The organism is Micromonospora globispora, assembly GCF_003857015.1.
GTDB lineage: Bacteria > Actinomycetota > Actinomycetes > Mycobacteriales > Micromonosporaceae > Micromonospora > Micromonospora globispora.
This window is the reverse complement of the sequence record NZ_QGGF01000142.1, coordinates 1-16,070: the sequence shown is the minus strand read 5'-3', so window position 1 is coordinate 16,070 and position 16,070 is coordinate 1. Positions and strand designations below refer to the sequence as shown.

Below are 16,070 nucleotides of genomic sequence, written 5' to 3'. Positions count from 1 at the left end.
AGATGTACACTTATGCGATCGTCGGCAGCGTCAGATGTGGATAAGAGACAGCGTGTACCCCGAACCCGTCCCGGGTCAGGTAGAGCCGAACCAGGTCGGCGATGGCGGGCTCGTCCTCCACCACGAGGACCAGCCCGCGCTGGGCGGCGTCGGCGGCCACCGGTCGGTAATCATGGGCCGGTGACCGCCCGGGACCAGGCCAACCGGCTGCTCCTGGCCGAGCAGCGGGAGGCGCTGCTGGCGCAGGAGCGCCGACTGCTGGGCCGGGCGCCTCTCGGTCCCCTGGAGCTCGCCCGGCTGGGCCGGGTGAGGGGGGCGCTGCGCGGCCTGGACGGGCTGACCGAGCGGTTGACGGCACCGGGGCCGCCCCGGGCGTACCTGCTCGGGCTCGACCCCAGCGGCGACGGCCGGGCGATCGTCGCGCTGGGCAACCCGGACCGGGCCGGCGCGGTGCTCACGTACGTGCCGGGGATGACCGCAGACCTGGCCGACGCCCCCGGCGAGCTGGGCCGGGCGGCCCGGGTGCTGGCCCGCTGCGACGCGCTCGCCCCGACCGAGGAGACCTCGGCGGTGCTCTGGCTGGACTACGACGCCCCGGACTTCCTGCACGAGGCGGCCTGGAGCGGGCAGGCGCGGGACGCCGGGCCCGCCCTGCACCGGTTCCAAGAGGGGCTGCGCGTCTCGCACGAGGGCCCGCCGGCCCGGCAGACCGTGCTGGGCCACAGCTACGGGTCGGTGGTGGTCGGCACCGCCGCCCGCGACCACGGGCTCAACGCCGACGCGCTGGTCTTCGTGGGCTCGCCCGGGGTGGGGGTGGAACACGCGACCGAGCTGCGGATGCCGGCCGGGCAGGTCTGGTCCAGCACCGCACCGGACGACGTGATCCGGCTGGCCCGACCACCGGACGAGCTGGCCCGCCGGGCGGTTTTCGGGGCGACCCCGCTCGGCCCGGCGGCAGCGGTGCTGGACCGGGCCGACCACGAGCTGTGGTTCGGGCACGATCCGAGCGACCCGGGATTCGGCGGTCGCCGCTTCCCCAGCGGTCGGTACGGCCACACCGGCTACTGGGACCCGGCCAACCCGGCCCTCGACGGCATGGCCCGCATCGTGCTGGGGCGATGAGCGGGCGGGCAGGGCCGGCCCCCCGGGTGCGCCGGGCCGGACGCTCCCGGTCGACCGGCCCGGACGCGGCGGAGCCCCCTGGCCGCGAGGACGGCGCAGGGGGCTCCGGTTTCCGTTCGAGGGTCGGCTACTCGACGGTGACCGACTTGGCCAGGTTGCGCGGCTGGTCGACGTCGTGGCCGCGGGCGGCGGCGATCTCGGCGGCCAGCACCTGCAGCGGCACCGTGGTCACCAGCGGGGCCAGCAGGGTCGGCGTCCGCGGCACGTAGATCAGGTGGTCGGCGTAGCGGACGACCGCCTCGTCGCCCTCCTCCGCGATCACGATGGTCCGGGCGCCACGGGCGCGGACCTCCTGGATGTTGGAGACGACCTTGTCGTGCAGTACGCCCCGGCCGGCCGGCGACGGCACCACGCACACCACCGGCGTGCCCTTGTCGATCAGCGAGATCGGGCCGTGCTTCAGCTCACCCGCGGCGAAGCCCTCGGCGTGCATGTACGCCAGCTCCTTGAGCTTGAGCGCACCCTCCAGGGCCACCGGGTAGCCGACGTGGCGGCCGATGAAGAGGATGGTCGGCTCGGACTTCAGGTCGCGGGCCAGCTCGCGGACCGGCTCGATCCGGTCGAGCAGCTCCCGCAGCTTGCCCGGCATCTCCTGGAGCTGGGCGACGACCGCGCCCACCTCGTCGGCGAACTTGATCCCGCGCACCTGGGCCAGGTGCAGGCCGATCAGGTAGCAGGCGACGACCTGGGTGAGGAACGCCTTGGTGGAGGCGACGGCGATCTCCGGGCCGCCGTGCGTGTAGAGCACGGCGTCGGACTCGCGCGGGATGGTGGAGCCGTTGGTGTTGCAGATGGCCAGGACCCGGGCCTTCTGCTCCTTGGCATGGCGCAGCGCCATCAGGGTGTCCATGGTCTCGCCGGACTGCGAGATCACCACGATCAGCGTGGACCGGTCGAGCACCGGGTCCCGGTAGCGGAACTCGCTGGCCAGCTCCACCTCGCAGGGGATCCGGGTCCAGTGCTCGATGGCGTACTTGGCGACCAGGCCGGCGTGGTATGAGGTGCCGCACGCCACGATGAAGATCTTGTCGACGTCGCGCAGGTCCTGGTCGCTGAGGCGGACCTCGTCGAGGGCGATCTCACCGGTCTCGGTGAGCCGGCCGAGCAGCGTGTCGGCGATGGCCTGGGGCTGCTCCTCGATCTCCTTGAGCATGAACCAGTCGTAACCGCCCTTCTCGGCGGCGGACGAGTCCCAGTCGATGTGGAAGTCCTTGCCGGCGGCGGGCTGGCCGGCGAAGTCGGTGATCTCGATGCTGTCCGTGGTGATCAGGACGATCTGGTCCTGGCCCAGCTCGACCGCGTCGCGGGTGTGCTCGATGAACGCGGCCACGTCGCTGGCGAGGTAGTTCTCGCCCTTGCCCCGGCCCACCACGAGCGGCGAGTTGCGCCGGGCGCCGACCACCGCGCCGGGGATCCCGGCGTCGACGGCGAGCAGGGTGAAGGCGCCCTCCAGCCGCTGGCAGACCAGGCGCATGGCGGAGGAGAGCAGCTGCGGGGTGTCCACCTCGCCGGCCGCGCGCAGGTCGGCCAGCGCGGCGGAGAGCAGGTGGGCGGCGCACTCGGTGTCGGTGTCGCTGGTGAACTGGACGCCGTCGGCCTCCAGCTCGGTGCGGAGCTTGGCGAAGTTCTCGATGATGCCGTTGTGGATGACGGCGACCCGGCCGTCGGGGGCCAGGTGCGGGTGGGCGTTGCGGTCGGTGGGGCCACCGTGGGTCGCCCAGCGGGTGTGGCCGATACCGGTGGTGCCGTCGCCGATGCCGATCGGGCTGGCGCCGCAGGCCTCCGGATTGCTGGCCGCCCGCTCGGTGAGGACCTTCTCCAGGTTGGCCAGCTTGCCGGCCTTCTTCTCGGTCAGCAGTTCGTCGTCACAGACGATGGCGACGCCTGCCGAGTCGTAGCCCCGGTATTCCAATCGCCGCAATCCATCGAGCACGATGCCGAGCGCCGGGCGCGCGCCGGCGTAACCCACGATTCCACACATGGTCCGCAGCCTAACCCAGTTTCGCTCATCTCGCGTGCTCGGAAGTCCGGTAAACGATCACTAGATTTGAGCGATCCGGTGAGCGGAGGGTAAGGACGGGACGAATCACCCAGCCGATCCCCGGTGGATCGGGGTCGCACGCCAGAAGGCGGCTGGCGGGTGAGCTGTGGCGGCTGACGGCGGGCTTGAGCTGCCGGCCCCGGCCCGTAGGCTGGCGGACGTGACGACGACCGCGAACGCCGACCCGCTGGTGGCCCGGATGCGGCCGTTCGGGACCACCATCTTCGCCGAGATGTCCGCGCTCGCCGTGCGTACCGGCGCGGTCAACCTCGGCCAGGGCTTCCCGGACACGGACGGCCCACCGGAGATGCTCGCCGCCGCGGCGGAGGCGTTGCGCTCCGGCCACAACCAGTACCCGCCGGGCCCGGGGATCCCGGCGCTGCGCGCGGCCGTCGCGGCCCACCAGCGCCGGTTCTGGGGACTCGAGTACGACCCGGACGGCGAGATGGTGGTGACGGCGGGGGCCACCGAGGCGATTGCCGCCAGCATCCTCGCCCTCTGCGAGCCGGGCGACGAGGTGGTGTGCTTCGAGCCGTACTACGACTCGTACGCCGCGTCGATCGCGCTGGCCGGCGCGGTCCGCCGCCCGGTCACGCTGCGTCCCGGCCAGGACGGCCGGTACGCCTTCGACCCGGCGGCGCTGCGCGCCGCGTTCGGGCCGCGGACCCGGCTGGTGCTGCTCAACTCCCCGCACAACCCGACCGGCAAGGTCTTCACTCCGGACGAGTTGGCGCTCGTCGCCGAGCTCTGCCAGGAGTACGACGCCTACGCCGTCACCGACGAGGTGTACGAGCACCTGGTCTTCACCGACGCCGCCGCGCCGCACGTGCCGCTGGCGACGCTGCCCGGCATGCGGGAGCGGACGCTGCGGATCTCGTCGGCGGGCAAGACCTTCTCCTGCACCGGCTGGAAGGTCGGCTGGGTGAGCGGGCCGGCGCCGCTGGTCTCCGCGGTGCTGCGGGTGAAGCAGTTCCTCACCTTCGTCAACGCCGGTCCGCTGCAGCCGGCGGTCGCCGTGGCGCTCGCCCTGCCGGACGCCTACTTCGCCGACTTCGCCGAGGGCATGCAGCGGCGGCGGGACCAGCTCGTCGGCGGCCTCATCGACGCCGGGTTCGGGGTGCTCGCCCCGGAGGGCACGTACTTCGTCACCGCCGACGTCACCCCGCTCGGCGGCCGGGATGGGGTGGAGTTCTGCCGGTCGCTGCCGGAGCGCTGCGGGGTGGTGGCCGTGCCGACGCAGGTCTTCTACGACGACGTGGAAGCGGGTCGACGATTGGTCCGCTTCGCCTTCTGTAAACGACCCGAGGTGCTCACCGAGGCGGTGACCCGGCTGCGCGGACTGAAGGAGAGCCGATGACCGACCCGTACGCCGAGCGGGTCCGCCGGCTGACGGCGCTGCGCGGCTGCGACACCGTGCTCGCCGGGATCCGCCCGCCCTCGGTCGCCGAGCAGCTCCACACCCTCCGCGCGGTCGCCGCCGACGACCTGCTGCCGGACTTCTACGGCGAGGGCGGCCCGGTGGAGGCGGTGGAGCACCGCGTGGCCGAGCTGCTCGGCACGGAGGCGGTCGCCTTCTTCCCCACCGGCACGATGGCCCAGCAGGTCGCCATGCGGTACGGCGCCGAGCTGACCGGCCGTGACGCGGTCGGCCTGCACCCGCTCAGCCATCCCCTGCTGCACGAGCGCGACGCGTACGCCGTGCTCGGCGGCCTGCGCGCGGTGCGGACGACCAACGCGCCGCGCAACCCGACCGCCGAGGAGGTCGCGGCGCTCGACGAGCCGATCGGCACCCTGATGCTGGAGCTGCCGCTGCGCGACGCCGGCTTCGTCCTGCCCACCTGGGACGAGCTGGTCGCGGTGGTACGAGCGGCCCGGGAGGCGGGTGCTCGGGTGCACCTGGACGGCGCGCGGTTGTGGGAGTCGACCGTCCATCTCGGGCACTCGCTGGCCGAGATCGCGGCCCTCGCCGACAGCACGTACGTCTCGTTCTACAAGTCCCTCGGCGGCCACTCCGGCGCCGCGCTGGCCGGCTCGGCGGAGCTGGTCCGCTCCGCCCGGGCCTGGCGGCACCGCTACGGCGGGAACCTCTTCCAACAGTGGCCGGCGGCACTCGCCGCGCTCGCCGGTCTGGAGCGGGAACTGCCCCGGCTGGCCGGCTACGTGGCGCACGCCAAACTCGTGGCAGAGGCGCTGGCCGGGCTGCCCGGTGCGCGGGTGCACCCGGCGCCCCCGCACACCCACCAGTTCCGGCTCTGGCTGCCCCACCCGGCGGACGCCCTCAACGACGCCAACCTCGCCCTCGCCGAGGAGGAGAAGGCGTGGTTCATCGGCGGCTGGCGGGACACCGAGGTGCCCGGCGTGTCCCTGGCCGAGGTGACGGTGTCCGCCCCGGCGACCGAACTGGACGCCGCGCAGGTGGTCGAGCTGGCCGAACGCTTCCTGCGCCGGCTGCCCCGCACCTGACGCTCTGACGCACGATCGCCGGCGGTGCCCGGCTGGCATGCCCGCGCCTGGCCACCGCGCCCGGGAGAGCAGCGAAGAAGTCAGGCGGTCGGGCTGGCCGCGCGCACCTGGGCGGCGATGCGCTCGGCGACCTCGCGGGCCGTCGCCTCGGTGGCCGCCTCGACCATCACCCGGACCAGCGGCTCGGTGCCGGAGGGGCGCAGCAGCACCCGGCCGGTCTCGCCCAGCTCGGCCTCGGCCCGCTCCACCTCGGCGCGGACGGCCGGCGCGGCGGCGCCGACGGTACGGTCGCCGACCGGCACGTTGATGAGCACCTGCGGGAGCTTGGTGACCACGGCACCCAGCTCGGCGAGGGACTTGCCCGTGGCGGCCATCCGGGACATCAGGTGCAGCCCGGTCAGCACGCCGTCGCCGGTGGTGGCGTACGCCGGCATGACGATGTGGCCGCTCTGCTCGCCGCCGAGGGCCAGGCCGGAGGCGCGCAGCTCCTCCAGCACGTACCGGTCGCCGACCTTGGTCTCGACCAGCCGGATGCCCTCCGCGGACATCGCCAGCCGCAGGCCGAGGTTGCTCATCACGGTCGCGACCAGGGTGTCCTGGGTCAGCTCGCCGGCCTCCCGCATGGCGAGGGCGAGGATCGCCATCACCTGGTCGCCATCCACCTCGTCGCCGTCGGCGGTCACCGCGACGCACCGGTCGGCGTCGCCGTCGTGGGCGATGCCGAGGTGCGCGCCGTGCTCCACCACGGCCGCCCGCAGCGCCTCGATGTGGTTCGACCCGCACTCGTCGTTGATGTTGAGCCCGTCCGGCTCGGCGTGGATGGCGATCACCTCGGCGCCCGCCTCCCGGTACGCCACCGGGGCGACCTCGGCGGCGGCGCCGTTCGCGCAGTCGACCACGACCTTGATCCCGTCCAGGCGGTGCGGGACGGTGCCGACGAGGTGCTGGACGTAGTGGTCCGCGCCGTCGAGCAGGTCGTGCACCCGGCCGACGCCGGCACCGATCGGCCGCTCCCAGGCGGTGGTGGCGTTCGCCTCGACGGCCGCCTCGATCCGCATCTCGATCTCGTCCGGCAGCTTGTGCCCGCCGGCGGCGAAGAGCTTGATGCCGTTGTCCGGCATCGGGTTGTGCGAGGCGGAGAGCATGACCCCCAGGTCAGCCTTCGCCTCCGCGGTGAGGAACGCCACCGCGGGGGTGGGCAGCACGCCGACCCGCACCACGTTCGCACCGGCGCTGGTGAGCCCGGCCACCACCGCGGCCTCCAGCATCTCGCCGCTGGCCCGGGTGTCCCGGCCCACCACGGCGAGCGGGGGATGACTCTTGTCCGTCTCGGCGAGCGTGTGGGCGGCGGCCACCGCCACCGCGAGCGCCAACTCCGGGGTGAGATCCGCGTTCGCGCGTCCGCGTACGCCGTCCGTGCCGAACAACCGGCCCATACCCGCCAACCTCCGATGGAACTGCCGTTGAGAGGAGAAAGCGGAACGGCCGGGCCACCTCCCCCGGTGAGGAAGGCGGACCGGCCGTCCGTCAGAAGTACAACGCGCTGGTCGAGATCAGCGCTTCGAGTACTGAGGAGCCTTACGGGCCTTCTTGAGGCCGTACTTCTTGCTCTCCTTGACCCGGGCGTCACGGGTCAGGAAGCCGGCCTTCTTGAGGGCCGGGCGGTCGTCCGGCTCGTTGACGATCAGCGCCCGGGCGATGGCCAGCCGCAGCGCACCGGCCTGGCCGGTGGTGCCGCCGCCACGCAGGTTGGCGATGACGTCGAACGCCTCAGGCTTCTCGGCGGTGACCAGCGGGTCCTTGATGAGCTGCTGGTGCACCTTGCTGGGGAAGTAGGCCTCAAGGTCCCGGCCGTTGCAGGTGATCTTGCCGGTGCCGGGGACGATGCGGACCCGGACGATGGCCTCCTTGCGCCGACCCACGGTCTGGATCGGGCGGTCGCCACGAGGCGCGCGGGCGACGGGCGCCGGCGCCTCGGTGGCCTCGGGGGCAACCTCGGTGGCGGTGATGTCGGTCATGCTGTTTCCTTCGCCCGCGCTCACTGCGCGATCTGCTTGATCTCGAACGGCACCGGCTGCTGCGCGCCGTGCGGGTGCTCGGCACCGGCGTAGACCTTCAGCTTCTTGATCAGCTGACGGCCGAGCTTGTTGTGCGGGAGCATCCCCTTCACGGCCAGCTCGATGGCCCGCTCGGGACGCTTGGTGAGCAGCTCCTCGTAGCCGACCTGCTTCAGACCACCCGGGTAGCCGGAGTGCCGGTAGGCGATCTTCTGCTGGCGCTTGTTGCCGGTCAGCGCGACCTTGCCCGCGTTCACGATGACGACGAAGTCGCCCGTGTCGACGTGCGGCGCGAAAGTCGGCTTGTGCTTGCCACGCAGCAGCGTGGCGGCGTGGGTCGCCAGGCGGCCCAGCACGACATCAGAGGCGTCGATAACGTGCCACTGACGCTCGATCTCACCCGGCTTCGGGCTGTACGTACGCACAGGTCTACCTTGTCTCGTCGTCGGTCTGGGGTCGCGCGCCGAGGTGACCAGGCGCGCACGAACGACCAAGCGTACCTGATGCGGCACGCCTCTGGATGTCGTACAACAGCAGGCAACGATACCCGGCCGCCCGTCGGCAGGTCAAAACGGGGGGTCAGCCCGCATGGCCTGCGCTTTCACCCATGGCGCAGGTCACACGCCGGACAGCTTACGCGGCCCGGGCCGCAGGTACACCGCCCAGGTCACCGCGAAGCAGAGCGCGTAGAAGGCGATGAAGGCCAGGTAGGCGGCGTCCGCGGTGCCGGCGGCCAGGAAAGACTGCCGGAAGGCGATGTTCACCAGTACCCCGCCGGAGGCACCGACCGCCCCCGCGATGCCGATCAGCGCCCCGGCGAGCCGCCGAGCCCGGCGCTCGGCCGCCTCCCGGTCGCCGGTCAGCTCCGCCTCGGTGACGGCCCGAGCCCGGAAGATCGCCGGGATCATCTTGTACGTCGACCCGTTGCCGATCCCGGAGAAGACGAAGAGCGCCAGGAAGCCGGCCAGGTAGAGCGGGAACGACCGGTCCCGGGCGGCGTAGAGCACCAGGGTCGCCCCCACCGCCATGGCGACGAAGTTCCAGAAGGTCACCCGCGCCCCGCCGAGCCGGTCGGCGAGCTGCCCGCCGAGCGGCCGGATCAGCGACCCGATCAGCGGGCCGAGGAAGGTCAGCCAGGCGGCGTCGACCGGGGTGGGAAACCGGTCGTGGAACTGGAGCTGGAGCACCTGGCCGAAGGCGAAGCCGAAGCCGATGAACGAGCCGAAGGTGCCGATGTAGAGCAGCGACATCACCCAGGTGTGCGAGTTCCGGGCCGCCTCGCGCAGCGCGCCGGGCTCGTTGCGGGCCCCGGGGATGTTGTCCAGCCAGCGCGCCGCGGCCAGCGCCGCGAGCACGATCAGCGGCAGGTAGACCGCCGGCACCAGCCGGGGGTACGCCGCCCCGGCGGTGGCCAGCACCGCCAGCCCGACGAGCTGGACCGCCGGTACGCCGAGGTTCCCGCCGCCCGCGTTGAGGCCGAGCGCCCGCCCCTTGAGGCGTTCCGGGAAGAAGAGGTTGATGTTCGCCATTGAGGAGGCGAAGTTGCCCCCGCCCACCCCGGTCAGGCAGGCGAGCACCATCAGCGTGGCGTACGAGACGCCGGGTTCGATGAGCAGCGCCATCGGTACCGCCGGGACCAGCAGCATCAGCGCGCTGACGATGGTCCAGTTCCGCCCGCCGAACCGGGCCACGGCCAGGGTGTACGGCAGCCGCAGCACCGCGCCCAGCGCGGCCGGTACGGCGGTGAGCAGGAACTTCCCGGCGGGGTCGATGCCGTACGCGGGCCCGAGGAAGAGCACCATCACCGACCAGAGGCTCCACACGGAGAAGCCGACGTGCTCGGCGAAGATCGACACGTACAGGTTGCGGCGGGCGATCGGGGCGCCGGTCGTACGCCAGAATTCCGGGTCCTCGGGGCGCCAGTCGGTGATCGGCGCCCGGCGCCCGGCGGCGGCCGGGGCCAGGGTGGTGCTGGGGGCGAGTGTGCTCACGGCGGATCCTCCTCGTCGGCGGCGACGAGGGGGACGCTAGGAACGGAGGGTTACCCGGCCGTGCCTGTCCCGGGTCGTTCCGGAAACGGAGATCGCACGTCGGCGGCGGACCGCCGGTGAGGCCGGTCAGATCTCCTGGAGGATGCGCAGCGCCCGGCCCACGCGCTGCATGGTCTCCGTGTCCGCCACGTCCACGCACTCGGTGAACCACTTCTTCATCGGCGAGGAGAGCCGGTCGGGCATCACCACGTGGGCACCCATCCGCACGGCGAGGGGCGAGTCCCGCAGCAGCGACTCCTCGACCACCTCGGCCACGATCACGATCGGCACGTCGGTGGAGTTGTAGACATCCGAGCTGATCACCAGCCCGAGCCGTTCCCGGGCGCCCTCGATGCGCCAGATTTCTCCCCTACGCAGCACGCGGACGCCCACCGAAGAGCAGGTCGTCGACCTGGGCGGCCTCCTCGGCGTCGGCGAGCGCGGCGGATTCCAGATCCAGGCCGGCCCGGCTGACGGCCGCGGCGTGTGCGGTGAAGACCTCGCGCAGCGCCTTCTCCCGGGCGGCCTGGTCCATCCAGGCGGAGAGGGACAGCCCTTCCCGCTTGGCGAACCGGCGCGCCTCCTCGATCGTCTCGTCGGAGAACGACAGTGTCACCTTGGCGGTCATGCCGATGAGACTACCCACCGGTATGACCGATAGTCATCCCCGCTCGCGCCGGCCACCGAACACGGCAAATCGCCACTCCTTGAAGAAGCAGTCGACGTCGACCAGGCCCGCGTCGGCGAGCCAGTGGCACTGGTCGGTGACCGTCGCCGGCCGGTCGTGCCGCATCCGTTCCCGGGCCGCGGCGATCTCGTCGGCGTCGGAGCCCAACTCGGTGATCCTGGCGGTCCAGACCTCGTCGTAGCGGCGGTCGAGGGCCGGGGTGGGGCCAGCGACCTGCTCGGCGTTGACGAAGACCCCACCGGGCACCAGCGCCTGCGCCACCCGCCGGTAGAGCGCCCGCTTGCCGGCGTCGTCGAGGTGGTGGATGGCCAGGGCGGAGACCACCGCGTCGTACCGGCCGGTGGGCAGCGGGTCGGTCAGGTCGGCGAGCACGGTCCGGTGCGGCACGCCCCGGGCGGCGAGGTGGCCGGTGGCCACAGCGAGCATGCCGGGCGCGGCGTCGACCAGGGTCAGCCGGACACCCGGGATCGCCGCGGCGAGCAGCAGCGAGAGCAGGCCGGTGCCGGCCCCCAGGTCCAGCACCTGCGGGGTACGCCCCGACGCCTGCGCCGCCGCCAGCGGCGGTGCGGCCACCTGGACCGCCGTGCCGTAGAAGGCGTCGAAGCAGGGCACCAGCCGACGGCGGGCCTCGTCGTAGCTCCCGGCCACCGCGTCGAACGCGTCCGCCACACTCATTGTGGGCCTCCCATTATTCAGGATAGTTGTCCCACATTCTAAACCCGGAAGTCCCGCTCGTCACGGCCGTGCGGTGTGAGCCCCTCTTGACAGGACCGAAACAGAAGGGACCCGGACCGGAAATCCCTCGTCGGCACGCTTTCTCGGCATGACAGACGGTGCACGCGTGGCGACGCGACCGGGGGTACCGCCCCAGGAAGCCGCCACGCACTGCCCGTACTGCGCCCTCCAGTGCGGGATGTTGCTGCGGGCGAACGACGGGCGGGTCGAGGTGCTTCCTCGCCAGTTCCCGACCAACCGCGGCGGGCTCTGCCAGAAGGGCTGGACCGCGGCCGACCTGCTCGACCACCAGGACCGGCTGACCACCCCGCTGCTGCGGGACCGGCCCGGCGGCGAGCTGCGCCCGGCGAGCTGGGCCGAGGCCATGGATCGGGTCGTCACCGGCATCCGCACCGTCCAGGAGGGACACGGCCGGGACGCGGTGGCTGTCTTCGGCGGCGGCGGGCTCACCAACGAGAAGGCGTACACCCTCGGCAAGTTCGCCCGGGTGGCGCTGGGTACCCGGCACATCGACTACAACGGCCGGTGGTGCATGTCCTCGGCGGCCGCCGCCGGGATCCGCGCCTTCGGCGTCGATCGGGGGCTTCCCTTTCCGCTGGCCGACCTCGGCCGGGCGGAGACCCTGCTGCTGGTCGGCGCGAACCCGGCCGAGACCATGCCGCCGCTGATGCGGCACCTCGCCGACCAGCGGAGCCGGGGCGGCCGCCTGATCGTGATCGACCCCCGGGCCACCGCCACCGCCCGCCAGGCCGACCTGCACCTGCAACCGCTCCCCGGCACCGACCTGGCGGTGGCGAACGCGCTGCTGCACATCGCGCTCACCGAGGGCTGGATCGACCGCGAGTACGTGGCCGCCCGGACCACGGGCTTCGACGACGTCCGCCGCACCGTGGCGGGCTACTGGCCGGCCGAGGTGGAACGCCTCTCCGGGGTGCCGGTGGCCGACCTGGAGGCGACCGCGCGGGCGCTGGCCGACGCCGGCAGCGCGATCATCCTCACCGCCCGGGGTGCCGAGCAGCACGCCAAGGGCGTCGACACCGTCACCGCCTTCATCAACCTGACGCTCGCCCTCGGCCTGCCCGGCCGCCCCGGCTCCGGGTACGGCTGCCTCACCGGGCAGGGCAACGGCCAGGGCGGACGGGAGCACGGGCAGAAGGCGGACCAGCTCCCCGGGTACCGGCGGATCGACGACCCGGCCGCCCGGGAGCACGTGGCCCGGGTCTGGGGCGTACCCGCCGACACGCTGCCCGGGCCGGGGGTGCCGGCGTACCGGCTGCTGGATTCGCTCGGCGCGCCGGGCGGACCGCGGGCGCTGCTGGTCTTCGGCTCCAACCCGGTGGTGTCGGCGCCCCGCGCGGCGCGGGTCACCGACCGGCTGCGCGGGCTGGACCTGCTGGTCGTCGCCGACTTCCTGCTCTCCGAGACGGCCGCCCTGGCCGACGTGGTGCTGCCGGTCACCCAGTGGGCCGAGGAGGACGGGACGATGACCAACCTGGAGGGTCGGGTGCTGCGCCGCCGGGCACTGCGCGAGCCGCCCGCCGGGGTTCGCAGCGACCTGGCGATCCTGGCCGACCTGGCCGCCCGCCTCGACGCGCCGGCGCGGTTCCCGACCGATCCCGGGACCGTCTTCGCCGAGCTGCGGCAGGCATCGGCCGGCGGACCGGCCGACTACGCCGGGGTCACCTGGGAGCGCATCGACCGCGACGAAGGCGTCTTCTGGCCCTGCCCGGACCAGGACGGCCCGGACACTCCCCGACTCTTCGCCGAATCCTTCCCCACCCCCGACGGGCGGGCCCGGTTCCACCCGGTGACCCACCGAGCGGCGGCCGAGGAGGTCTGCGACGACTACCCGCTGCACTTCACCACCGGTCGGGTGCTGGCGCAGTACCAGTCCGGCACCCAGACCCGGCGGGTCAGCGCGCTGCGCCGGGCCGCCCCCGGCGCCTTCGTCGAGCTGCACCCCGACCTGGCCGCCCGGCTCGACGTCGCCGAGGGCGACGAGGTGCGGGTCGTCTCCCGCCGGGGCGAGCTGCGCGCGCCGGCCCGGCTCAGCCCGACGATCCGGCCGGACACCGTCTTCGCGCCGTTCCACTGGGCCGGCGCGGCCCGGGCCAACTCGGTCACCAACGACGCCGTCGACCCGGTCTCCGGGATGCCGGAATTCAAGATCTGCGCGGTACGGGTGGAAAGGGTCGAGTCGTGAGCGAACGGATCGTGATCGTCGGGTACGGGATGGCCGGGTCCCGGCTCGCCGCCGAGCTGCAGGCGCGGGCCGGGGACCGGAAGGTCACCGTGCTCGGGGCGGAACCGCATCACGCGTACAACCGGATCATGCTCTCCACCCTGCTGGCCGGGAAGATCGACGAGCCGGACGTGGAACTGGCCGAGGTGGTCGGGCACGGCGTGGACGTGCGAACCGCGGTGGCGGTCACCGCCATCGACCGGGCCGCCGGGGAGGTGTGCACCGACGACGGCGACCGGATCGGCTACGACCATCTGGTGCTCGCCACCGGCAGCCGGGCGATCGTGCCGCCGCTGCCCGGCCTCGACCCGCTGCCGGAGCGGGTGGTCCCGTTCCGCACCCTCGACGACTGCCGGCGGATCCTGGCCGCCGCCCGGGGTGCCCGCAGCGCCCTGGTCCTGGGCGGCGGGCTGCTCGGGCTGGAGGCGGCCCGCGGCCTGGCCGCCCGGGGGCTGGACGTGACCGTCGTCCACCCCATCGGACACCTGATGGAACGGCAGCTCGACCCGGCGGCCGGGGCGGTGCTCGTCGACACCCTCGCCGGTCTCGGCGTGCGGACCCGGCTGGGCGTCACGGCGACCGGGGTGGCCGCCGACGCCGACGGTGTCCGCCTCGACCTGGCCGACGGCGACTCCCTCGCCGCGGACCTGCTCGTCCTCTCCTGCGGGGTACGCCCCGACACCGCCCTGGCGGCCGCCGCGGGACTGACCGTGGAACGCGGGATCGTGGTGGACGACCGGATGCGGACCAGCGACCGGCGGATCTCGGCGATCGGCGACTGCGCCCAGCACGACGGCACGCTGACCGGGCTGGTCGCCCCGGCGTGGGCGCAGGCCCGGGTGGTGGCGCAGGTGCTGGCCGGTGACGACCCGCTGGTCCGCTACCGGCCCCGACCGATGGTGACCCGGCTCAAGGCGGCCGGGATCGACCTGGCCGCGATGGGGGACGCCACCGACGGCGGGCCGGCCGAGGAGCTGACCTTCACCGACCCCGCCCGGGGCACGTACGCCCGGCTGCGGATCCGGGACGAGCGGCTGACCGGCGCGATCCTGCTCGGCGACAACCCGGCCGTCGGCACGGTCGTGCAGCTCTTCGACCGGGGTGCCCCGGTCCCGGTGGACCGCCGCTCGCTGCTGCTCGGACGGGCCTTCGGCGCGGTCTCGGCCACGCCCGCCGCGTCCCCGGCGCTGATGCCCGACGCGGCGACCGTGTGCCAGTGCAACGACGTCAACAAGGGCGCGCTGGTGAGCTGCTGGCGCTCCGGCGCCCGGACGGCCGACGAACTCTCCGCGGCGACCCGGGCCGGCACCGGCTGCGGCGGCTGCCGGGACGCGGTGGCCGGCATCGCCGACTGGCTGGCCGGCGCGGAACCGGTGGAGGCGACGCGATGACCCGGCGACCCGACAGCGACGCGACAACCGGCCGATCCGGCGGAGGTGACGGGATGAACTGCGGTGGAGGGGACGCGATGAGCGAGCGAAGCGATCTGGTCGTCATCGGCAACGGCATGGTGGGGCAGCGCTTCGTCGAGGCGCTCCGGGCCCGGGACCAGCAGCGGCGCTGGCGGGTGACGGTGCTCGCGGAGGAGGATCGACCGGCGTACGACCGGGTGCGGCTCTCCGCGTTCTTCGACGGGGTGAGCGCCGAGGAGCTGAACCTGCACACCCCCGACGAGGGGGTGGAGTTGCGCCTCGGCGAGCCGGCCGTCGGCATCGACCGGGCGCGGCGGGTGGTCACCACGGCGGCCGGCGAGTACCCGTACGACGCCCTGGTGCTGGCCACCGGGTCGTACCCGTTCGTGCCGCCGGTCGACGGCGCGGACCTGCCCGGGGTCTTCGTCTACCGGACGCTGGACGACCTCGGGGCGATCCGCGAGCACGCCCGGGGCCGCCGGACCGGCGCGGTGATCGGCGGCGGCCTGCTCGGGCTGGAGGCGGCGAACGCCCTGCGGCTGCTCGGCCTCACCACCCACGTCGTCGAGTTCGCGCCCCGGCTGATGCCGGTGCAGGTGGACGAGGCGGGCGGCGCGATGCTCCGCCGCTACGTCGAGGAACTGGGCGTCGCCACCCACCTCGGGGTGGCGACCAGCGCGCTGCACCCCGGCCCGGACGGCACGGTCGCCGCGCTGGAACTCTCCGACGGTGGCACGGTCGACGCCGAGCTGGTCGTGGTGGCCGCCGGCATCCGGCCCCGGGACGAGCTGGCCCGGGCCGCCGGGCTGACGCTCGGCCCGCGCGGCGGGGTGCTGGTCGACGCCGCCTGCCGCAGCGACGACGAGCGGATCTGGGCGGTCGGCGAGTGCGCGGCGGTCGACGGCACCTGCCACGGCCTGGTCGCGCCCGGGTATGCGATGGCCGAGGTGGTCGCCGACCGGCTGCTCGGCGGCTCGGCCACCTTTCCCGGCGCGGACACCGCCACCAAGCTCAAGCTGCTCGGCGTGGACGTGGCCTCCTTCGGCGACGCGCACGGCGTCACCCCGGGATGCCTGGACGTCACCTTCACCGATCCGGCCACCCGCACGTACGCGAAGCTGGTCCTCTCCGACGACGCGCGGACGCTGCTCGGCGGCGTGCTGGTCGGGGACGCCAGCGCCTACCCGACGCTGCGGGCCAGCGTCGGGTAGGCGCTGGCT

Annotated in this window: 13 protein-coding genes and 2 pseudogenes; 6 read left to right on the top strand and 9 right to left on the bottom strand. The window is 73.5% G+C overall.

Going from position 1 to position 16,070, the window contains the following annotated elements:
• Nucleotides 1–52 precede the first annotated feature (52 nt).
• Nucleotides 53–160: pseudogene (locus DKL51_RS05175) on the bottom strand (DNA-binding response regulator); the annotation flags it as partial.
• Nucleotides 161–180: 20 nt separating this feature from the next.
• Here DKL51_RS05175 and DKL51_RS05170 point away from each other — a divergent pair.
• Complete coding sequence (locus tag DKL51_RS05170; RefSeq protein WP_124811789.1) at nucleotides 181–1,122, top strand: alpha/beta hydrolase; 942 nt, start codon at nucleotides 181–183, stop codon at nucleotides 1,120–1,122.
• Between the two features lie 127 nt (nucleotides 1,123–1,249).
• Here the strand turns inward: DKL51_RS05170 and glmS are convergent, their stop codons facing one another.
• The gene (gene glmS / locus DKL51_RS05165; protein ID WP_109946932.1) at nucleotides 1,250–3,163 is read right to left on the bottom strand and encodes a glutamine--fructose-6-phosphate transaminase (isomerizing); all 1,914 of its coding nucleotides are present in this window, start codon (nucleotides 3,161–3,163) and stop codon (nucleotides 1,250–1,252) included.
• A gap of 220 nt (nucleotides 3,164–3,383) precedes the next feature.
• Between glmS and DKL51_RS05160 the strand changes: the two genes are divergently transcribed.
• On the top strand, nucleotides 3,384–4,580 hold the full coding sequence (locus DKL51_RS05160; RefSeq protein WP_109946933.1) for a pyridoxal phosphate-dependent aminotransferase: 1,197 nt from the start codon (nucleotides 3,384–3,386) through the stop codon (nucleotides 4,578–4,580).
• The gene (locus tag DKL51_RS05155; RefSeq protein ID WP_109946934.1) at nucleotides 4,577–5,686 is read left to right on the top strand and encodes a threonine aldolase family protein; all 1,110 of its coding nucleotides are present in this window, start codon (nucleotides 4,577–4,579) and stop codon (nucleotides 5,684–5,686) included. The genes DKL51_RS05160 and DKL51_RS05155 overlap by 4 nt, the downstream gene beginning before the upstream one ends.
• A gap of 80 nt (nucleotides 5,687–5,766) precedes the next feature.
• On the opposite strand, the gene glmM is transcribed toward DKL51_RS05155, so the two are convergent.
• The 7 genes from glmM to DKL51_RS05120 all read right to left on the bottom strand — a co-directional run bounded on the left by glmM (nucleotide 5,767) and on the right by DKL51_RS05120 (nucleotide 11,136).
• Nucleotides 5,767–7,122: a phosphoglucosamine mutase gene (glmM, locus tag DKL51_RS05150; RefSeq protein WP_109946935.1), complete on the bottom strand. Its 1,356-nt coding sequence runs from the start codon at nucleotides 7,120–7,122 to the stop codon at nucleotides 5,767–5,769.
• Between the two features lie 117 nt (nucleotides 7,123–7,239).
• Nucleotides 7,240–7,704 (bottom strand): 30S ribosomal protein S9, encoded by a 465-nt coding sequence (rpsI, locus tag DKL51_RS05145; protein ID WP_102658823.1) that lies wholly within the window; start codon nucleotides 7,702–7,704, stop codon nucleotides 7,240–7,242.
• Between the two features lie 20 nt (nucleotides 7,705–7,724).
• Nucleotides 7,725–8,168: a 50S ribosomal protein L13 gene (gene rplM / locus DKL51_RS05140; protein ID WP_109946936.1), complete on the bottom strand. Its 444-nt coding sequence runs from the start codon at nucleotides 8,166–8,168 to the stop codon at nucleotides 7,725–7,727.
• A 192-nt stretch (nucleotides 8,169–8,360) separates the two neighbouring features.
• Nucleotides 8,361–9,734, bottom strand: coding sequence for an MFS transporter (locus DKL51_RS05135; RefSeq protein WP_185734713.1), 1,374 nt, complete (start codon nucleotides 9,732–9,734; stop codon nucleotides 8,361–8,363).
• Nucleotides 9,735–9,860: 126 nt separating this feature from the next.
• Entirely contained in the window at nucleotides 9,861–10,166 is a 306-nt protein-coding gene (locus DKL51_RS05130) for a type II toxin-antitoxin system PemK/MazF family toxin (protein ID WP_185734712.1), read from the bottom strand.
• Nucleotides 10,144–10,401 (bottom strand): DUF6364 family protein, encoded by a 258-nt coding sequence (locus DKL51_RS05125; RefSeq protein ID WP_109946937.1) that lies wholly within the window; start codon nucleotides 10,399–10,401, stop codon nucleotides 10,144–10,146. The genes DKL51_RS05130 and DKL51_RS05125 overlap by 23 nt, the downstream gene beginning before the upstream one ends.
• A gap of 33 nt (nucleotides 10,402–10,434) precedes the next feature.
• Nucleotides 10,435–11,136, bottom strand: coding sequence for a class I SAM-dependent methyltransferase (locus DKL51_RS05120; protein ID WP_109946938.1), 702 nt, complete (start codon nucleotides 11,134–11,136; stop codon nucleotides 10,435–10,437).
• A gap of 148 nt (nucleotides 11,137–11,284) precedes the next feature.
• Between DKL51_RS05120 and DKL51_RS05115 the strand changes: the two genes are divergently transcribed.
• The 3 genes and pseudogenes from DKL51_RS05115 to DKL51_RS05105 all read left to right on the top strand — a co-directional run.
• Nucleotides 11,285–13,399, top strand: a complete 2,115-nt coding sequence (locus DKL51_RS05115; RefSeq protein ID WP_109946939.1) for a molybdopterin oxidoreductase family protein — start codon at nucleotides 11,285–11,287, stop codon at nucleotides 13,397–13,399.
• On the top strand, nucleotides 13,396–14,829 hold the full coding sequence (locus DKL51_RS05110) for an FAD-dependent oxidoreductase (RefSeq protein WP_109946940.1): 1,434 nt from the start codon (nucleotides 13,396–13,398) through the stop codon (nucleotides 14,827–14,829). The genes DKL51_RS05115 and DKL51_RS05110 overlap by 4 nt, the downstream gene beginning before the upstream one ends.
• Before the next feature lie 77 nt (nucleotides 14,830–14,906).
• Nucleotides 14,907–16,058 (top strand): annotated as a pseudogene (locus tag DKL51_RS05105) (NAD(P)/FAD-dependent oxidoreductase); the annotation flags it as partial.
• Between the last annotated feature and the right edge of the window lie 12 nt (nucleotides 16,059–16,070).

Excerpts from the sequence above, each read along its gene's own strand:
- glmS (WP_109946932.1), bottom strand. The coding sequence starts at position 3,163 with ATGTGTGGAATCGTGGGTTACGCCGGCGCGCGCCCGGCGCTCGGCATC.
- DKL51_RS05155 (WP_109946934.1), top strand. The coding sequence starts at position 4,577 with ATGACCGACCCGTACGCCGAGCGGGTCCGCCGGCTGACGGCGCTGCGC.
- glmM (WP_109946935.1), bottom strand. The coding sequence starts at position 7,122 with ATGGGCCGGTTGTTCGGCACGGACGGCGTACGCGGACGCGCGAACGCG.
- rpsI (WP_102658823.1), bottom strand. The coding sequence starts at position 7,704 with ATGACCGACATCACCGCCACCGAGGTTGCCCCCGAGGCCACCGAGGCG.
- DKL51_RS05125 (WP_109946937.1), bottom strand. The coding sequence starts at position 10,401 with ATGACCGCCAAGGTGACACTGTCGTTCTCCGACGAGACGATCGAGGAG.
- DKL51_RS05120 (WP_109946938.1), bottom strand. The coding sequence starts at position 11,136 with ATGAGTGTGGCGGACGCGTTCGACGCGGTGGCCGGGAGCTACGACGAG.
- DKL51_RS05115 (WP_109946939.1), top strand. The coding sequence starts at position 11,285 with ATGACAGACGGTGCACGCGTGGCGACGCGACCGGGGGTACCGCCCCAG.